The sequence below is a fragment of the Parvibaculum sp. genome (genome assembly GCF_040882025.1).
In the GTDB taxonomy this organism is placed as follows: Bacteria; Pseudomonadota; Alphaproteobacteria; order Parvibaculales; family Parvibaculaceae; genus Parvibaculum.
In genome coordinates this window covers 41,911-57,917 of record NZ_JBBECC010000191.1, presented here as the reverse complement: position 1 = coordinate 57,917, position 16,007 = coordinate 41,911, and the positions used below count along the sequence as shown (strand labels likewise).

13 protein-coding genes and 1 pseudogene are annotated in these 16,007 nt (G+C 62.4%); 7 read left to right on the top strand and 7 right to left on the bottom strand.

Annotation, left to right across the window (positions count from 1 at the left end):
* Positions 1–143: 143 nt before the first annotated feature.
* The 4 genes from WEB61_RS14710 to WEB61_RS14695 form a co-directional block, all read right to left on the bottom strand.
* Entirely contained in the window at positions 144–779 is a 636-nt protein-coding gene (locus tag WEB61_RS14710; RefSeq protein WP_368065092.1) for a class I SAM-dependent methyltransferase, read from the bottom strand.
* Positions 776–1,924 carry a cytochrome D1 domain-containing protein gene (locus tag WEB61_RS14705; RefSeq protein ID WP_368065091.1) on the bottom strand — a complete coding sequence of 383 codons (1,149 nt, stop codon included), beginning with the start codon at positions 1,922–1,924 and terminating at the stop codon, positions 776–778. The genes WEB61_RS14710 and WEB61_RS14705 overlap by 4 nt, the downstream gene beginning before the upstream one ends.
* Positions 1,917–2,546: a TetR/AcrR family transcriptional regulator gene (locus tag WEB61_RS14700; RefSeq protein ID WP_368065090.1), complete on the bottom strand. Its 630-nt coding sequence runs from the start codon at positions 2,544–2,546 to the stop codon at positions 1,917–1,919. Before WEB61_RS14700 ends, WEB61_RS14705 begins: the two co-directional genes overlap by 8 nt.
* 69 nt (positions 2,547–2,615) lie before the next feature.
* Positions 2,616–3,365 (bottom strand): TetR/AcrR family transcriptional regulator, encoded by a 750-nt coding sequence (locus WEB61_RS14695; RefSeq protein WP_368065089.1) that lies wholly within the window; start codon positions 3,363–3,365, stop codon positions 2,616–2,618.
* A 150-nt stretch (positions 3,366–3,515) separates the two neighbouring features.
* Here WEB61_RS14695 and WEB61_RS14690 point away from each other — a divergent pair, with 150 nt between their 5' ends.
* Genes WEB61_RS14690 through WEB61_RS14680 form a run of 3 tightly spaced genes read left to right on the top strand, consistent with a single transcriptional unit; the run spans position 3,516 to position 7,033 of the window.
* Positions 3,516–4,505: an MBL fold metallo-hydrolase gene (locus WEB61_RS14690; RefSeq protein WP_368065088.1), complete on the top strand. Its 990-nt coding sequence runs from the start codon at positions 3,516–3,518 to the stop codon at positions 4,503–4,505.
* 10 nt (positions 4,506–4,515) lie between these two features.
* Positions 4,516–5,490, top strand: a complete 975-nt coding sequence (locus WEB61_RS14685; protein ID WP_368065087.1) for a fumarylacetoacetate hydrolase family protein — start codon at positions 4,516–4,518, stop codon at positions 5,488–5,490.
* A gap of 19 nt (positions 5,491–5,509) precedes the next feature.
* A complete protein-coding gene (locus WEB61_RS14680) occupies positions 5,510–7,033 on the top strand; it encodes a class I adenylate-forming enzyme family protein (protein WP_368065086.1) in 1,524 nt (507 codons plus the stop codon).
* 348 nt (positions 7,034–7,381) lie between these two features.
* Here the strand turns inward: WEB61_RS14680 and WEB61_RS14675 are convergent, their stop codons facing one another.
* Complete coding sequence (locus WEB61_RS14675) at positions 7,382–8,047, bottom strand: phospholipid-binding protein MlaC (RefSeq protein WP_368065085.1); 666 nt, start codon at positions 8,045–8,047, stop codon at positions 7,382–7,384.
* 58 nt (positions 8,048–8,105) lie between these two features.
* Positions 8,106–8,909, bottom strand: coding sequence for a VacJ family lipoprotein (locus WEB61_RS14670; protein WP_368065084.1), 804 nt, complete (start codon positions 8,907–8,909; stop codon positions 8,106–8,108).
* A 348-nt stretch (positions 8,910–9,257) separates the two neighbouring features.
* Here WEB61_RS14670 and WEB61_RS14665 point away from each other — a divergent pair, with 348 nt between their 5' ends.
* From WEB61_RS14665 to metH, 3 genes and pseudogenes are all read left to right on the top strand, one after another.
* Positions 9,258–10,253 carry an ArsR/SmtB family transcription factor gene (locus tag WEB61_RS14665; RefSeq protein WP_368065083.1) on the top strand — a complete coding sequence of 332 codons (996 nt, stop codon included), beginning with the start codon at positions 9,258–9,260 and terminating at the stop codon, positions 10,251–10,253.
* Entirely contained in the window at positions 10,250–11,152 is a 903-nt protein-coding gene (gene metF, locus WEB61_RS14660) for a methylenetetrahydrofolate reductase [NAD(P)H] (RefSeq protein ID WP_368065082.1), read from the top strand. Before WEB61_RS14665 ends, metF begins: the two co-directional genes overlap by 4 nt.
* Before the next feature lie 10 nt (positions 11,153–11,162).
* A pseudogene (gene metH / locus WEB61_RS14655) lies at positions 11,163–14,960 on the top strand (methionine synthase).
* A gap of 3 nt (positions 14,961–14,963) precedes the next feature.
* Here metH and WEB61_RS14650 read toward each other — a convergent pair.
* On the bottom strand, positions 14,964–15,308 hold the full coding sequence (locus WEB61_RS14650; protein ID WP_368065081.1) for a winged helix-turn-helix transcriptional regulator: 345 nt from the start codon (positions 15,306–15,308) through the stop codon (positions 14,964–14,966).
* Positions 15,309–15,391: 83 nt separating this feature from the next.
* Here WEB61_RS14650 and WEB61_RS14645 point away from each other — a divergent pair, with 83 nt between their 5' ends.
* Complete coding sequence (locus WEB61_RS14645; RefSeq protein WP_368065080.1) at positions 15,392–15,946, top strand: carboxymuconolactone decarboxylase family protein; 555 nt, start codon at positions 15,392–15,394, stop codon at positions 15,944–15,946.
* Positions 15,947–16,007: the final 61 nt, after the last annotated feature.

Sequence of the window (16,007 nt, the reverse complement as noted above, 5' to 3'; positions counted from 1 at the left end):
ACAGCGCCTGCGAGGTCGCGAGAAGCAGCACCTGCCGGTGCATCGGTTGGCCGAACATGTGGATTTTCCAGTCTGGGTAGAGAGATGAGGTTGACGGCTTTGTTGGCGATGAGAAGGGCAACCGTCATTGCCGATCATATTGCTCAGGATACATGTCGCTTTTCAAGTTTCAGAAACGTCATCTGCTTTCCGGCGACCTTGAGGGTCTGCTGCTCCGACGGATGTAGTCCGTATTGCAGGGCGCAGGCCATGATCTCTTCGGCGGAACGGAAACGATAAACGTCGTCGGGAAACAGGTCGGGAGACGTTTGCGGTCCCGGCGGCCGGAATCCCACGACGATGCTGCCGCGCGGTTTCAGGATTCGCGCGAATTCGGCGAAGGCGGAGTCGAGCCGGGGCAGAAAATAGACCGTGTGCAGCGTGATGGCGCCGTCGACTGTGCCGGACGGGACCGGAATATCGTCGCATGCGCAACAATGAAGTTCGAGGCGGCCATTTTCGATGAGAGCCGCGTTCCTGCGGCGGGCCGCCTGCAATGCGGTTTCGGACTGGTCGATCCCGACAAGCTTTCCGGACGTCACGACTTTCGCCAGCCGCGACAATGCGTGTCCGTGTCCGGTTCCGATGTCGATGACCGTCCAGCTGGCCTCCGGTGCCAGGATCTCGATGGCGTGATCGTTCTCGGCCGATGTCTGCCGCACCATGCCGGCGAGGATCAGACGCCCCAGGAGCCCTTTCGGATTGGAAGCATGTGCGGCGATAAATTTGGGCTTCTTCATGGGTCGATGTGCTTCATCATAATGGACGCGAACGATCGCCGATCCGTTGACGCGGCGCTTCGTGCCTGGCGGGCGGCAAGATCGGTCGGAATGACGAGGTTCCGCTTCGGCCGCTGCCCGGCCTTCAATATCCGGATGATGTCCTTCGATGTTGCATCGACCATCGCGACTTCCGAGCGGTCCGACAGGGCGATGAAGGCGTGGCGTCCGTCCGGCGAAAATGTCAGCCAGTAGCCTTTGCCGGGGAGGTCGATTGTCGCCCGCTCCGGGAAGCCGGGCGCGGCGGTCGAATGGATGGTCGCATGCGCCCCGCAAACCGACCAGACTTCTTCGTCTCCCGGGCGCACGGCGAGGCCATGGCAGCGGGACAGCCCGGCGAAACCCAGAAACCCGAGCGACGCGGGCCGGATCGGAACGCCGAGGCCGGTGGCGTGAGTGATGCGCGCGATATTTTCCCTGTGCGAGATGTCGGCGACCTCGAAGCCGTTCAATCCGTCCACGTGCTGAAAGAGCAAGCCGAGCGATGGAGCGACGGCCGGCGGCCGCAGCGAGGCCGAGAAGGGAATCTCCCCCACAACCTTGTGTCCGTCTCGCGGATCGACAAGCGTTGCCCGTTCCGGTTCGCCCATCGGCGAAAGCAGAACCAGGCCGTCCGGCGAAACGGTTGTGTTGTGCGGGCGTCCGCCGGTGCGGATGCGGTCGACGACCTCGCGCCGTTCGGTGTCGACGACCCAGTAATGACCGTCGCGACACGGCACAAAGACCCAGCGGCCGTCATCTGTGATGGCAATCGCATGAGGTTCGGGGCCGACTTCCAGCCGGGCTGTAATTTCGAACGACGCCTTGTCGATCCAGAGAAGCTCGCCGCTGGATTGCCCGTTGCGTTCCAGCGAGACGAAGACGATGTCCGATTGTGGTGTGGTCGCAATACCGTGGGGATTGGCGCCGACCGCCAGCCGCCGCAGGCGTTCGCCGGTCTCGATGTCGTAAATGTGAATGTCGTCGCCATCGGCGTTTGTCTGCCAGAGGAGATCGCGAAGTTCTCCCGCCTGCACGGCAACGGAGCCGAGCATGATCGCCGTAACCGCCAGAACGATGCAAAGGATCGGCGTGGCGATGCGCGATACAGGAAAGCGCTCAGGCATCGGCGGACCTCTCATGGAGAAGGTGGATCGATTTCTTCAATTGACCGATGAAGTCCGCCGCCATTGAATTGGCGCGCCTTCGGTCGTGTGTCGTCAGCGTGAAATACTGGAGAGCCAGGCCGGTCAGGGCGGCGAAAACCATCCGCACCAGACCAGGTTCGAGGTGATCCTCGAATGCGCGCGTCGCGGCCGCGATGATGTTTCGATTGATCCGGTCGTTCGGACCGGCAATGGCGGCGGCGAGCGTCGCATCGGACATGGTTGCCGCCCTGATTTCCAGCAGGACCCGGAAGGGTCCGGTGCGCAGATGTTTCCACAGCGCGTCGATCGCGTGGTCGACGGTCTCCTGCCTCGTTCCGCGCGGTCGCAGCTCCTTTGTGACGGCCGCCGAGAGCTGGTCGTAGATATGCGCGACGACATCCGCGAGCAGGTCGGCGGGGGTGTCGTAGTGATGATGGATTGCCCCGCGCGAGAGCCCGGCCTTGTCGCACACCTTGACGAAGCTGAACGCGCGAAGCCCGCCTTCGACGAGAACTCCGGTCGCGGCCTCGCAAAGCCGGCGGCGTGTCGCGTCGGATCGAATTCTGTGGCGCGAAAGGAGCGGCGCGGGGTGCATGGTCATTTTTTATACATACAGTCATGTATGTATTAATTCAAGAGAGAGTTTGATGCCGGCCGGGGCCGGGGCCGTTCAGCCGTCTTTCGCCTCGCAGGCGGCCATCATGCCGGCAACGACGAAGCGGCGTGCCTTCGGATAGATCGCGGCAAGGTCGGTCGAGCGGTATTTTCCCTTCGACAGCGTGTCGAGCCGTCCGTTCTGGCCGAGCGCATGGGCCATCGCGCCGATCATCAGCTCATAGGCGCAGAAGAGCGTGTGGTCGCTCGCCTTCGGATAGGCGCGTGCGAGCAGGGCGGCGAAATCGCGCGCCACAGGGTCGAGCACCGAGGCGAGGATGCCCGTCGCCCACATCTTCACATTGGCGCCATGCGCGATGATTTGCGCATAGGCGGTCCAGCCGGGTTCGCCGCTCGTCACGCGGGTGAGGATCGGCAGCATGAAGATGTCTGCCACCGCCTCCACGATCTCGCGCTTGCTCATCCGCGCGAGCCTCGGTTCGAGCGCGGCGAAGCATTGCCGCCGCTCCGCGTCGATCTCGCGGAAACGCCGTTCCACCACCGCCCGGAAGAGTTCGTCCTTGGTGCCGAAATGATAATTGACGCTGGCAAGCCGGATTGCCGCCGTGTCGGTGATGTCGCGCACCGAAACGCCGAAGAAGCCTCGCTCCGCGAAAAGTTGCTCCGCCGTGTCGAGAATGAGATCGCGCGTCTTGGGTTTGGCTTCGCCTTGGGGTTTCGCCTCGCGCCGGGGCTTTGCCGTGCGTACGGGCTTTTGCAGGCGGCGTTTTTCGGCGGCGGGCTTGCGGGCGGCGGCGGTCGGCATCGGGCGGGACTCCGGATTGATACGATCGTTCCATTTTGTTTGACTCTGGATGGAACGTTCGTATCATATTTTCACAGCGGCACAAGACGGGCCTCCATGGACGCGCTTCAAGAGGGAGAGCCCGCGCAACAGGCCGCCGAGGGAGGATCCATGGCACCTGTTCCTTACACGCGCGGCCTTCACGATGTCGGCAACGGCCATTTCGTCTGGCTCCTGCCCACCGGCACCTGGGGCTACAGCAATGCCGGTCTTGTGGTCGATGGAAGCGAATCGCTGCTGGTCGACACGCTGTTCGACGAGAAGCTGACGGCCGAAATGTTCGCCGCGATGAAGGACGCGACCGGCGTCGGCGGCGCGGAGCTCGGCACCGTCGTCAACACGCATGCGAATGGCGACCACACCTATGGCAACGGGCTTGCCGTCAACGCGGAGATCATCGCGTCCGAAGCCAGCGCGCATGAGATCGCGGAGGAAGCGCCGCCCGAAATGCTCGCGGGCATGATGAAGATGGCCGATCAGTTCGGCATTGCCGGCGAATTCTTCAAGGCGAAGTTCAGCGACTTCCATTTCGACGGCATAAAGATGCGCCAGCCGACGCGGACCTTCACCGGCGAGCTTGAGGTGAAGGTCGGCAACAAGACGGCGCGGCTGATCGAAGTCGGTCCCGCGCACACGGCGGGCGACACGCTCGTCCATGTGCCCGAAGACAAGGTCGTCTATACCGGCGACATTCTCTTCATCGACGGCACGCCGATCGCCTGGGCGGGACCGGTCTCGAACTGGATCAAGGCCTGCGATCTCATTTCGGCGATGGATGTCGATGTCATCGTTCCGGGTCATGGGCCCCTTACGGACAAGGCGGGCGTGCGCGCCATGCGCGACTATCTGGTCTTTGTCGACAAGGAGGCTCGCGCGCGCCACAAGGCGGGTATGGATTCCTGGGAGGCCGCGCAGGACATCGCGCTCGGCCCTTATGGCAGCTGGCCCGACGCCGAGCGCATCGCGGTGACGGTCGACACGGTCTATCGCGAGATCGAGAACGACACCTCGCCGCGCGACGTCGTCGGCATGTTCACGCGCATGGCCGAGCTCGAAAAGAAACAGAAGGCCGCCTGCGGGCATACCGGCCACAAGCACTGAGGATGAACCCATGAAACTCGTGACCTATGGAACGGGCGAGGGCGGTTTGCGCCTCGGCGCGCTTCTCGCCGACGACGCCGTGCTCGATCTCGCGAAAGCCGGAAGCGGCGCGCCCGCCTTTTCCTCGATGCAGGCGCTGATCGATGCGGGGCCCGAGGCTCTCGCGCAGGCGAAAGATCTCGCCGCTTCGGCGTTGCGCGACGCCGTCTTACCTCTCTCGTCGGTCAAGCTCGCCGCGCCGCTGCCGCGCCCGGTCAAGGCGCGCGACTGCTCGCTCTTTCTCGAACATATGGAAGCGGCAATGAAGAAGGTCGCCCGCCAGATGGCGGACGCCGATCCGAATCCGGAAGCGAAATATGCCGAGCTGACGGCGCCCGGCGCGCGCTTCTCGCTCAATCCGCTCTTCAAAAAGAGAGTGATCTACTACAATTGCGACGTGCTCGCCTTCAGCGGTCCGGAGGAAGAAATCGTCTGGCCGTCCGATTCCGAATGGATGGACTACGAGCTCGAATGGGCCTGCGTCGTCGGCCAGCCGGGGAAGGACGTCAGCGCCGCAAAGGCGCGCGATCACATTTTCGGCTACACGATTTTCAACGACTGGTCGGCGCGCGACACGCAGTTTGCGGTGATGGAGTGCAATCTCGGGCCGGGCGCCGGCAAGGATTTTGCGCGCTCCAACGGCATCGGTCCCTGCATCGCGACGGTGGACGAATTCGACGATCCCTACAAGCTCACCATGACCGCGCGCGTCAATGGCGAGGAATGGTCGCGCGGCACCACGGGCAGCATGCATCATTCCTTCGAGGAGGCGGTGTCTCAGTTCTCGCGCGACCGCGCGTTGACGCCGGGCGAGCTGATCGGCTCCGGCACGGTGCTTTCGGGCTGCGGCCTCGAACTTGGCCGCAAGCTTGCGGATGGCGACACCGTCGAGCTCGAAATCGAAGGCATCGGCATCCTGCGCAACAAGGTGGTCAGGCGGCATTAGCTCTGCAATTCTGGCGCCCATGAACATCGCGACGCTTCTCGAAACATCCGCGCTGACCTCAAGTGACAGCGCGGCCATTTCCACGCCCGGCGAAGTCGTGCTCACCTATAGCGCGTTCCACGCGCGCGCGGCGCGGCTTGCCGCCGGTCTCGCCGCGTCGGGATTCGCGCCGGGCGATCGCGTCGCGTTGGCCATGTCGAACTGCACGCAATATTACGAAATCATGTTCGGCGCCTGGATGGCCGGGCTCTGCGTCGCGCCGATGAACCCGCGTCTCCATGTGAAGGAATTCGCCTTCGCCGTTGCCGACAGCGGCGCGCGGCTCTGTTTCGCGACGCCCGAGATCGCGCCCGCGCTCGCGGCAGAGCTGGGCGGGGCCTGCCGCGTGATCGAAACGGACAGCACCGATTTCGAGGCACTCTTTTCAAACCCGCCGGCGCCGATGGCGGATGTCGCGGGCGACGCTCCCGCCTGGCTCTTCTACACCAGCGGCACCACCGGCAAGCCCAAGGGTGCGGTCCTCACCCATCGCAACCTGAAGGCGATGGTGGTGAGTTTTCTCGCCGACAGCGGCACCTGCATCGAAGATAACATTCTTCATCTCGCGCCGCTTTCCCATGCGAGCGGCATGCTCGGCCTCGCCTATATCGCGCGCGGCCGCAACAATGTCGTCCTGCCGTCGCTGGCGAAAGACGGCCTCGAAACAGCGCTCCACCGCTTCGCGCCGCTCTCCTTCTTCGCCGTGCCGACGGTCGTCCGCCGGCTGATGGAGCCGGCGTTGCTCGATCCGGCGCTCGTGCCTGCCATCCGCCGCATCTTTTTCGGCGGCGCGCCGATGTATGTCGAAGACCTGAAGCGCGCCGCCGCGCATTTCGGCACCGCGCGCCTCTGGCAGCTTTACGGACAGGGCGAGGCGCCCTGCACGATCAGCTTCATGCCGCCGCATCTGATCGAGGCGGCGCTGACGGCGGGCGACGACAAGCGCCTCGGCAGCGTCGGCATCGCCCGCAGCGGCGTCGCGCTTCGCATCGTCTCCGAAGGTGGCGCGCCCTGTCCGGCCGGCGCGGTCGGCGAGGTGGCGGTGAAGGGCGATGTCGTGATGGCGGGCTATTGGGGCAGGGATGACGCGACCCGCGCCGCGATCCGCGACGGCTGGCTCCATACCGGCGATCTGGGCTTCATGGATGAAGGCGGCTATCTGACGCTGGTCGATCGTTCCAAGGACATGATCATCTCCGGTGGCTCCAACATCTATCCGCGCGAGATCGAGGAAGTCCTGCTGCTTCACTCGGCAATCGCCGAATGTTCGATCATCGGCGTGCCGGACGCCGAATGGGGCGAAGTGCCGGTCGCCTTTGTCGTGCCACTTGGCGTCTCTGGCAGCGCGCGGCCGGACCGCGCGGCTCTCGACGCGCTCTGCCTCGATCATCTCGCCCGCTACAAGCGCCCGCGTGATTACGTCTTCGTCGATGAACTGCCGAAGAGCAGCTACGGCAAGATATTGAAATCCGTGCTGCGGGAAAGCTGGGCGGCGCGGGGGTGAGGCGCGGCATCTGCCTCCACCACCGCCGCCACATGTCCCGGTCTTCCGGTTCGGTGCCTTGGGGTGCCAATCCGGGGGCCGGACGGAGGGAAGGCCTTTCCCGGGGATAAGTTTGCAGTCGATTCCCGGGCTGGCGTGTCCCTCATGTCACTGTGACATCGTCCTGTGGCCTTTTCGTCCCACGGAGACAAGTCATGGTGTTCGGGTGCGGGAAACGATTTGTGACAGTTTTATGACAGTTCGGTGACAGAGGGGGGGTCCGCTGTCGATTTTTGCTGCCAAAAACAGCCGCGGCGCCACCCTTTCGGGAGGCGCCGCGGCCGGTTTCGTCCGTATACGGTGTTTTATTCAGCCGCCCGAGGCGATACCCGACAGGTCGCCCTTTTCGGCCTTGCCGATCTGGGCCCGCAGGTGTTCGAGGAGGGAATCGAAGTTGCCGCCATTGTTGCGGATGACGCTCGAGAAGGTCGAGCGTTGCTCCTGCGCCAGCCAGATGCCGACGACGTTGACGTCGAAAATCTTGTAGCCGTCGCCGCTCTTGACCAGCCACCAGTCGACGGTCACGGGCTCGCGGCCGTTGGTGAAGCGGATCTCGCTCTTGACGATTGCCTGGTTGTCGCCGCGCATCTGCGCGCTCAGTACGTCGAGCTTTTCGTCGTTATAGTCGGAGAGCCGCGTCACATAGACCTTGACGATGAAGGTCTCGACCAGCTTGCGATATTCGTTGCGCTGCGCTTCGCCGGGCGTGCGCAGATACTGGCCGAGCGCGAAGGCGGCGATGCGGTCGAGGTCGGCCGTTTCGCGCAGCAGGTCGCGAAAGGCGTCCTCGCGCTGTTTCATGCTTGCGGCGCTGTCGCTGATGATTGCGATGGCGCGCTCGGAGACGTCGCTGACAAAGGCTTTCGGGTCGTCCGCGGCGTGGGCCGGGCCCGCCGTGTTGAAAAGAGCCAGTGTCAGCGCGGCGCAAAAGACGAGGGGAGCGAAGAGGATTCTCATCGAAGCGCGGGCAGGCATGCGCGGTCTCCTGTTCGTTGTCGCGAACCTTCGGCGTGCGTTACGCCGTCCGCCGGGTTCAGCGGTATCGGTCGGCAGTGTTGGGTTCGTTTGTGTCGAAAGTGAGATTGTCGATATCCGGCAACGCTTCGTAGTCGTTTTCGCCATTGGCGATCTCGTTGACGCGGCTCTGCCGGTAGAGGTTGCGTACCGTTGCGTAGAAGTCGACGGAGGTGCGTTCGATCTGGTCGAATGTCTTCAGGCTGCGCGCGCGCTGGTCGATGCCGTTCACCACGAAGCGGGTGACGGGCACCGTCTTCGGGCGGTCCCAGTAGATATAGGTCAGCGGATCGAAGGCCATGTCGACGGCAAAACCCGTCAGGTCGCGGGGCGGCGCGGGGCCGAGCACCGGCAGGAAGAGATAGGGACCTTCGCCCGTGCCCCAGGTGGCGAGCGTCTGACCGAAATCCTCGCTGTGCTGCTTCATGCCCCAGTCCGACGCCGGATCGAAAAGACCGAGCACGCCGACCGTTGTGTTGATGCCGAAGCGGCTCGCCGTCGTGCCGGCACGATCCCATTCGCCTTGCAGCATGTCGTTGGCGAGGATCACGGGGCTTCTGAGATTGTCGAGAAAATTGCGGACGCCGTTGCGGCCCGGCTCCGGCACCACGCCGTCATACCAGGTCGCAACCGGCTTCAGCAGGATCGTATCGAAGAATTTGTTGAGCTCGAAGAAGTAGCGGTTCATCGGCTCGAGCGGATCGTTCTCGTCGTTGTCGGCTCGGGCCGCGCCGCTGCCGGCGCCGAGCATCGCGATCGCCACGAAGCTCGCCAGCAGGCGCTGCCGCGCCGTCCGTCCTGTCCGATACCCGATGCCCGCCATATTCCGTCCGTCCTCAATCCGATATCCACCGGGTCGTGCGACAGCCCCGCCGCAACCGATCACCGCTGCCTGCGTCATATCGCGCGAATGTCCGCATGCCCCCCGTAGCATTCAACGAACCGCTTAAATTCGCATGAACGGCGCAGAAATGCTGACCTTTGCGCCTCGATTCGTGCGCTGCCGCCGTTTCTAGGTATCACAGGGGGTATGCGTTAACCAGCTATGGGGGGACGGAGAACCGGTCAATTCAGCCCTGCTGTTGCGGAAATGTAGCAGCCCAACAAATCTCTTTTGAAAGACATAAGGATATGTTTATATGTCATCCATTGCTCAATGGATGGATGTCGTATGGAACAACTTCTTGCGGGTTTGAGGGCGGCTGGTGAACCGACGCGGCTGCGCTTGCTGGCGTTGCTGGCGCGCGGCGAACTGACGGTGACCGAACTGACGCAAATTCTGCGGCAAAGCCAGCCGCGCGTCAGCCGCCATCTCAAGCTGCTCTGCGAAGCGGGCCTCCTTGAACGGTTTCGGGAAGGAAGCTGGGTTTTCTATCGCCTTGCTCAAGGCGGCTCGGTGGCGGTTCTTGCGGAGGTACTGACAGGGCTGATCCCGCAGGAAGACATCATCATTGCACGCGATTGTGAGCGGCTCGAAGCGGTGCGATCAGCGCGCGCCGAAAAGGCAGCGGCCTATTTTCGGGCCAACGCCGACGAGTGGAACCGGATTCGTTCGCTCTACATACCGGAAGACAAGGTCGAGCAAGCGATGGTGGATCTTGGCGCATACGACAAGATGGATACGGTGGCGGATCTTGGGACGGGCACAGGGCGCATGCTCGAACTCTTCGGTCCAAAGGCAAAGAGCGGTATCGGCATCGATCTCAGCCCCGAAATGCTGGCGCTGGCGCGCGCGCAGCTTGCCCAGCCCGCGCTTGCGCATTGTTCGGTGAGGCAGGGCGATCTTTACGATCTGCCGATGCAGGACGCGACGGTCGATCTCGTGACGTTGCATATGGTGCTGCACTATCTCGACGATCCCGCCGCCTCGATCGCGGAAGCGGCGCGCGTCATGAAGCCCGGCGGGCGCCTGCTGATCGCCGATTTCGCGCCGCACGATCTCGATTTTCTGCGGGAGAGCCACGCCCATCGGCGTTTGGGTTTTACCGAAGACGAAGTCGCGGCATGGCTTGTCGACGCCGGCCTCGACGTGCGCGAAGTCCGGCACCTGCCGCCGGCGGGCGACGACGATGCGAAGCTGACAGTGTCGATCTGGGTTGCTGACAAGCCGGGGCATCTGGCGCGAAATGCCGGCCGCCATGTGGAATACGAGGGAGCGACGAGATGAACCGGAAAACAAGCAAGAACGAACGAGAGCGTACGCGCGTTTCGTTTGAATTTTTTCCGCCCAAGACGCCGGAGATGGAACAGACGCTGTGGCGCTCGATCCGCCGGCTGGAACCTCTCGCGCCCGAGTTTGTATCCGTGACCTATGGCGCCGGCGGGTCGACTCGCGAACGCACGCATGCGACGGTGAAGCGCATTCTCGATGAAACGACGCTCGAACCCGTCGCCCATCTCACCTGTGTCGGCGCGACGCGAGCGGAAGTGGATGACGTCATCCGTGCCTATTGGGATGCGGGCATCCGGCATATTGTGGCGTTGCGCGGCGATATGCCGGAGCTCGGCGCGCCCTATCGGCCGCATCCGGAAGGCTACCAGTCGACGCCCGAACTCATTGCCGCGATCCGCAAGATCGGCGATTTCGATGTGATCGTGTCGGCCTATCCGGAAAAGCACCCGGAATCGGTTTCGCTCGATGCCGACATCGAATTGCTGAAGAGGAAGGTCGATGCCGGTGCGACGCGTGCCATCACGCAGTTCGTGTTCGACACGGAGAAGCACGTCCGTTTTCTGGAGAAGACGCAGAAGGCCGGTATTTCGGTGCCGGTCGTTCCGGGCATCATGCCGACCACCAATTTCAAGGGGACGAAGCGGATGGCCGAGCGTTGTGGCGCGAGCATTCCGCAGTGGCTGGAAAATTACTATATCGGGCTCGACGACGATCTGGAGACCCGCAAGCTGATCGCGGCCTATGTCGCGGCCGAGCAGGTCAACCGCCTGCGCGGCTACGGTTTCGACCGGTTTCATTTTTATACGCTCAACCAGGCCGATCTGACTTTCGCGATCTGCCATGTGCTGGGCCTGCGGCCCCAGGCGGCGCTCACGCCTGTGGAACCCGCTTGAAGGAGGCACCATGACCAGAGACGAACGCATTGCAAAACTGAAGGCTCTCGTGAAAGAGCGCATTCTGGTGCTCGACGGTGCGATGGGCACGATGATCCAGGGCTACAAGCTCACCGAATCCGATTTCCGCGGCGAGCGGCTGAAGGATCATGCTTCTGACGTGAAGGGTGACAATGAGTTGATCTCGCTGTCGCAGCCCGACATCCTGCGCGAAATTCATTTGAAGTATTATCGGGCGGGTGCGGACTTCGCCGAAACCAACACGTTCAGCGCCACGGCCATTGCGCAGGCCGACTATCATCTCGAGCACCTCGCCTACGACATGAATGTCGAGAGCGCCCGCATTGCGCGCGAGGCCGCCGATATTGCCGAAAGCGAAACCCCTGGACGCGTCTGCTTCGTCGCCGGCGTGCTGGGGCCGACCAATCGCACCGCGTCGATCTCGCCCAAAGTCAGCGACCCGGGCTTTCGCAACGTCGATTTCGACGAACTTGTGACAGCCTACAAGGAGGCGACCAAAGGCCTCATCGAAGGCGGCGCGGATACGATTCTCGTCGAGACGATTTTCGACACGCTCAACGCCAAGGCCGCGCTTTTTGCGGTGGAGGAAGTTTTCGAGGAACTCGGTTTCGAACTTCCCATCATGATTTCCGGCACGATCACCGACATGTCAGGCCGCCTGCTGTCCGGACAGACACCGGAGGCTTTCTGGAATTCCGTGCGCCATGTGAGGCCCTTTTCGATCGGGCTCAATTGCGCGCTGGGCGCCAAGGAGATGCGGCCGCATATCGACACGCTGTCGCGCATTGCGGATACCAATGTAAGCGCGCATCCGAATGCCGGCCTGCCGAACGAGATGGGCGAATACGATCAGGACGCCGCGCAAATGTCGGCGCTCGTCGGCGAGTTTGCCGCATCCGGTCTCGTCAACATTGTCGGCGGTTGTTGCGGTACGACGCCGGAGCACATTCACGCCATCGCGGAGGCGGTGAAGAGCGTTCGCCCGCGTGATATTCCGCAGATCGAACCGCATCTGCGGTTGTCCGGGCTCGAAGCCTTCACGGCGGCCTGATTTTTCCGGCCGCCGGTTCCTTTCCTTCAAGAAAGTTAGATAAAGAATCTCATGACTCAATCGATTGCGAACTTCATCAACATTGGCGAGCGCACCAATGTAACGGGATCGGCCAGGTTCAAGAAACTGATCGTTGATGATCGCTTCGACGAAGCGCTGGATGTCGCGCGTCAGCAAGTCGAGAACGGTGCGCAGATCATCGACATCAACATGGACGAGGGCATGCTCGACTCCCAGGCGGCGATGGTCAGGTTCCTGAACCTCATCGCCTCCGAGCCTGATATTTCACGCGTGCCCATCATGATCGACTCGTCCAAATGGTCGGTGATCGAGGCGGGCCTCAAATGCGTACAAGGCAAGGCGATCGTCAATTCCATCAGCCTCAAGGAAGGCGAAGCGGCCTTTCTGGAACACGCGCGCAAGGTAAGGCGCTATGGCGCTGCGGCCGTCGTCATGGCTTTCGATGAGGAAGGTCAGGCCGACACCGCCAATCGCAAATTCGAGATTTGCGAGCGCGCCTACAAGTTGCTGACGGAAGTTGTGGGCTTCCCGCCGGAAGACATCATCTTCGATCCCAACATCTTCGCGGTCGCCACCGGCATCGACGAGCACAACAATTATGCCGTCGAGTTCATCGAAGCGACGCAGCGCATCCGCCAGCAATTGCCTTATGCGCATGTGTCGGGCGGCGTCTCCAATGTGTCGTTCTCGTTCCGCGGCAACGAGCCCGTGCGCGAGGCCATGCATTCGGTGTTCCTCTACCACGCGATCAAGGCGGGTATGGACATGGGTATCGTCAATGCCGGCCAGCTTGCAATCTATGACGAGATCGAGCCCGGTTTGCGAGAAAGGGTGGAGGACGTGATCCTCAACCGCCGACCGGATGCAACCGAGCGCCTGCTGGAGGCAGCCGAACAATACAAGGGCGGCGCGGGCAAGAAGCGCGAGGAAGATCTCTCCTGGCGCGAGAAACCCGTCAACGAACGTCTCGCGCATTCGCTGGTCAGGGGCATCAACGCCTATGTCGAGGAAGATGTCGAGGAAGCCCGGCAACAGGCCGAGCGGCCGCTGCACGTTATCGAGGGGCCGCTGATGGACGGCATGAACATCGTTGGCGACCTGTTCGGCGCCGGAAAGATGTTCCTGCCGCAGGTGGTGAAAAGCGCCCGCGTGATGAAACAGGCGGTTGCCTATCTGATGCCGTTCATGGAGAAGGAAAAGGAACTGACCGGCGCGACGCAGAAGGAGGCAGCTGCGACCATATTGATGGCGACGGTGAAGGGCGACGTTCACGATATCGGCAAGAACATCGTCGGCGTCGTGCTTCAGTGCAACAACTACGAGGTGATCGACCTCGGTGTGATGGTGCCGGCCGACAAGATTCTGAAGGTCGCGCGCGAAAGGAAAGTCGACATCATCGGCCTTTCCGGTCTCATCACGCCGAGCCTCGACGAGATGTGCCATGTAGCGGCGGAGATGGAACGCGAGGGCTTCGACATTCCGCTGCTGATCGGCGGGGCGACGACGAGCCGTATTCACACGGCCGTCAAGATCAACCCGAATTACAAGCGTGGACAGGCGATCTATGTGACCGATGCCAGCCGTGCCGTGGGCGTCGCTTCGAACCTCATCTCGGAAACATCGCGCGGGAAATTCGTTGCCGACATTCGCGACGAGTACGCAAAGATGGCGACAGCGCATGCGGGTGCACGCGAAAAAAAGGATCGTCAGACGCTTGCGGCGGCGCGCGAGAACCGTCTCAAAGTCGAATGGCAGGGCTACAAACCCACACGGCCGAGTTTCCTCGGTACGAAAGTGTTTGAGGATTATCCGCTCGACAAGCTCGTGCCCTATATCGACTGGACGCCTTTTTTCCAGACATGGGAGCTCTCGGGGCAGTATCCGCAGATATTGCAGGACGACAAAGTGGGCGAGGCGGCGCGCGGACTCTTTGAAGATGCCCAGGCCATGCTGAAGCAGATGGTCGAGGAGAAGTGGGTGAAGGCTTCTGCCGTCATCGGCTTCTGGCCGGCCAATCAGGTCGCCGATGACGATATCGAGCTCTTCGCCGATGACACGCGCAAGGAGACGCTTGCCGTTCTTCACTCGCTGCGTCAACAGATGAAGCGGACGTCGGAGCGCGCCAACATGGCGCTTGCCGATTTCGTCGCGCCGAAAGATACCGGCATCGCCGACTATGTCGGCGGCTTTGCCGTGACGGCGGGATTCGGCGAGGACGAGGTCGCCAAGCGCTTCGAAGAGGCGAATGACGATTACAGGTCAATCCTGTCGAAGTCGCTGGCCGATCGTCTGGCTGAAGCCTTTGCCGAGCACATGCATGAGCGTGTGCGCCGCGAGTTCTGGGCCTATGCGGCCGACGAGAAACTCGGCAATGACGATTTGATTGCCGAGAAGTATCAAGGCATTCGGCCCGCGCCCGGCTATCCGGCGCAGCCCGACCACACCGAGAAGCGCATGCTTTTCAAGCTGCTCGACGCGGAGGCGAAGATCGGCATGAAACTGACGGAGAGCTGCGCCATGTGGCCCGGCGCGGCGGTGAGCGGGCTCTATTTCAGCCACCCGCAGTCGGAGTATTTCGGTGTCGGCAAGATCGGCCGCGATCAGGTCGTCGACTATGCCGCGCGCAAGAACATGACGCTTGAGGAATGCGAGCGCTGGCTTGCGCCAATCCTCAACTACGCGCCGGGCGCCGAACCGGAAGAGGAAGCGGCCTGAGGGTTAATCCAGACTCTTCGCCCATTTTTCAGACCAGGCCGTGAGGGGCGCGAGTTGTGTCAGCAATTCGCGCCCCTGCCTTGTCAGCGCGTAGCCTTCATCCGGTCGCTGTTCGACGATCAGGCTGTCACGCAGTTCCGCAAGGCGTGTGTTGAGCACACTGGGCGAAAGGCCGCCGCAAGCGGTTTGCAGCGCGCGGAATGTCAACGGCTCGTCTCGCAATTCCCAGAGAATGCGCAAGACCCAGCGCCGTCCCAGGAGGTCGAGCAGTACCATAACCGGACGGCCGGTCGCCGAACCGCGGACGCGGCGGCCGGGCCGGGGAGCGGGTTTCTGCGGTTTCGTCATGCCATCAGATTAGCTCTTGCGCTACGGAAAGAGAAGCGCCATGTTCTTGCTACTGAAATCGTAGCAAAAATGGAGATGGTGCCATGATCCCCCGGATCGAACCTGCCGCAAGGCCTTATGACGACGACATGGAAAAGACGCTCGAGAAACTGATGCCGCCGGGCGTCGAGCCGCTGGTGCTGTTTCGCACGCTGGCGCGCAATCCGCGCGTCTTCCGCCGCTTCATGGCGGGCGGTCTGCTCGACAAGGGCACGCTCTCGCTGCGCGAACGCGAAATTGCGATCGACCGGGCCTGCGCGCGCTGCGGCGGCGAATACGAATGGGGCGTGCATATCGCCTTCTTCGGCGAGCGCGTTGGTTTCGGTCCGGCGGAAATCGCCGCCACGGTGGCGCCGGGCGCGGATGCCGATTGCTGGAACGCGCACGAAAAACTCATCGTCCGGCTGGTCGATCAGCTGCACGATACGAGCACCGTCGACGATGCGCTTTGGGCCGCGCTCAAAGCCGAGTTCAGCGACGAGCAATTGCTCGAACTGATCGTCCTCGCCGGGCTTTATCACATGGTCTCATTCGTGGTTAACGCCACGCGCCTACCGCTCGAAACCTATGCCGCTCGCTTTCCGCGCGCGGCAGATTGACGGCGGACAAATGAAGAGGGCGCGTCTTGCGAACGCGCCCTCTGAATTTTTTGGGGGGTAC

Coding starts and splice junctions, on each gene's coding strand:
- WEB61_RS14710 (WP_368065092.1), bottom strand. CDS start 779: ATGAAGAAGCCCAAATTTATCGCCGCACATGCTTCCAATCCGAAAGGG.
- WEB61_RS14705 (WP_368065091.1), bottom strand. CDS start 1,924: ATGCCTGAGCGCTTTCCTGTATCGCGCATCGCCACGCCGATCCTTTGC.
- WEB61_RS14700 (WP_368065090.1), bottom strand. CDS start 2,546: ATGACCATGCACCCCGCGCCGCTCCTTTCGCGCCACAGAATTCGATCC.
- WEB61_RS14695 (WP_368065089.1), bottom strand. CDS start 3,365: ATGCCGACCGCCGCCGCCCGCAAGCCCGCCGCCGAAAAACGCCGCCTG.
- WEB61_RS14690 (WP_368065088.1), top strand. CDS start 3,516: ATGGCACCTGTTCCTTACACGCGCGGCCTTCACGATGTCGGCAACGGC.
- WEB61_RS14685 (WP_368065087.1), top strand. CDS start 4,516: ATGAAACTCGTGACCTATGGAACGGGCGAGGGCGGTTTGCGCCTCGGC.
- WEB61_RS14680 (WP_368065086.1), top strand. CDS start 5,510: ATGAACATCGCGACGCTTCTCGAAACATCCGCGCTGACCTCAAGTGAC.
- WEB61_RS14675 (WP_368065085.1), bottom strand. CDS start 8,047: ATGCCTGCCCGCGCTTCGATGAGAATCCTCTTCGCTCCCCTCGTCTTT.
- WEB61_RS14670 (WP_368065084.1), bottom strand. CDS start 8,909: ATGGCGGGCATCGGGTATCGGACAGGACGGACGGCGCGGCAGCGCCTG.
- WEB61_RS14665 (WP_368065083.1), top strand. CDS start 9,258: ATGGAACAACTTCTTGCGGGTTTGAGGGCGGCTGGTGAACCGACGCGG.
- metF (WP_368065082.1), top strand. CDS start 10,250: ATGAACCGGAAAACAAGCAAGAACGAACGAGAGCGTACGCGCGTTTCG.
- WEB61_RS14650 (WP_368065081.1), bottom strand. CDS start 15,308: ATGACGAAACCGCAGAAACCCGCTCCCCGGCCCGGCCGCCGCGTCCGC.
- WEB61_RS14645 (WP_368065080.1), top strand. CDS start 15,392: ATGATCCCCCGGATCGAACCTGCCGCAAGGCCTTATGACGACGACATG.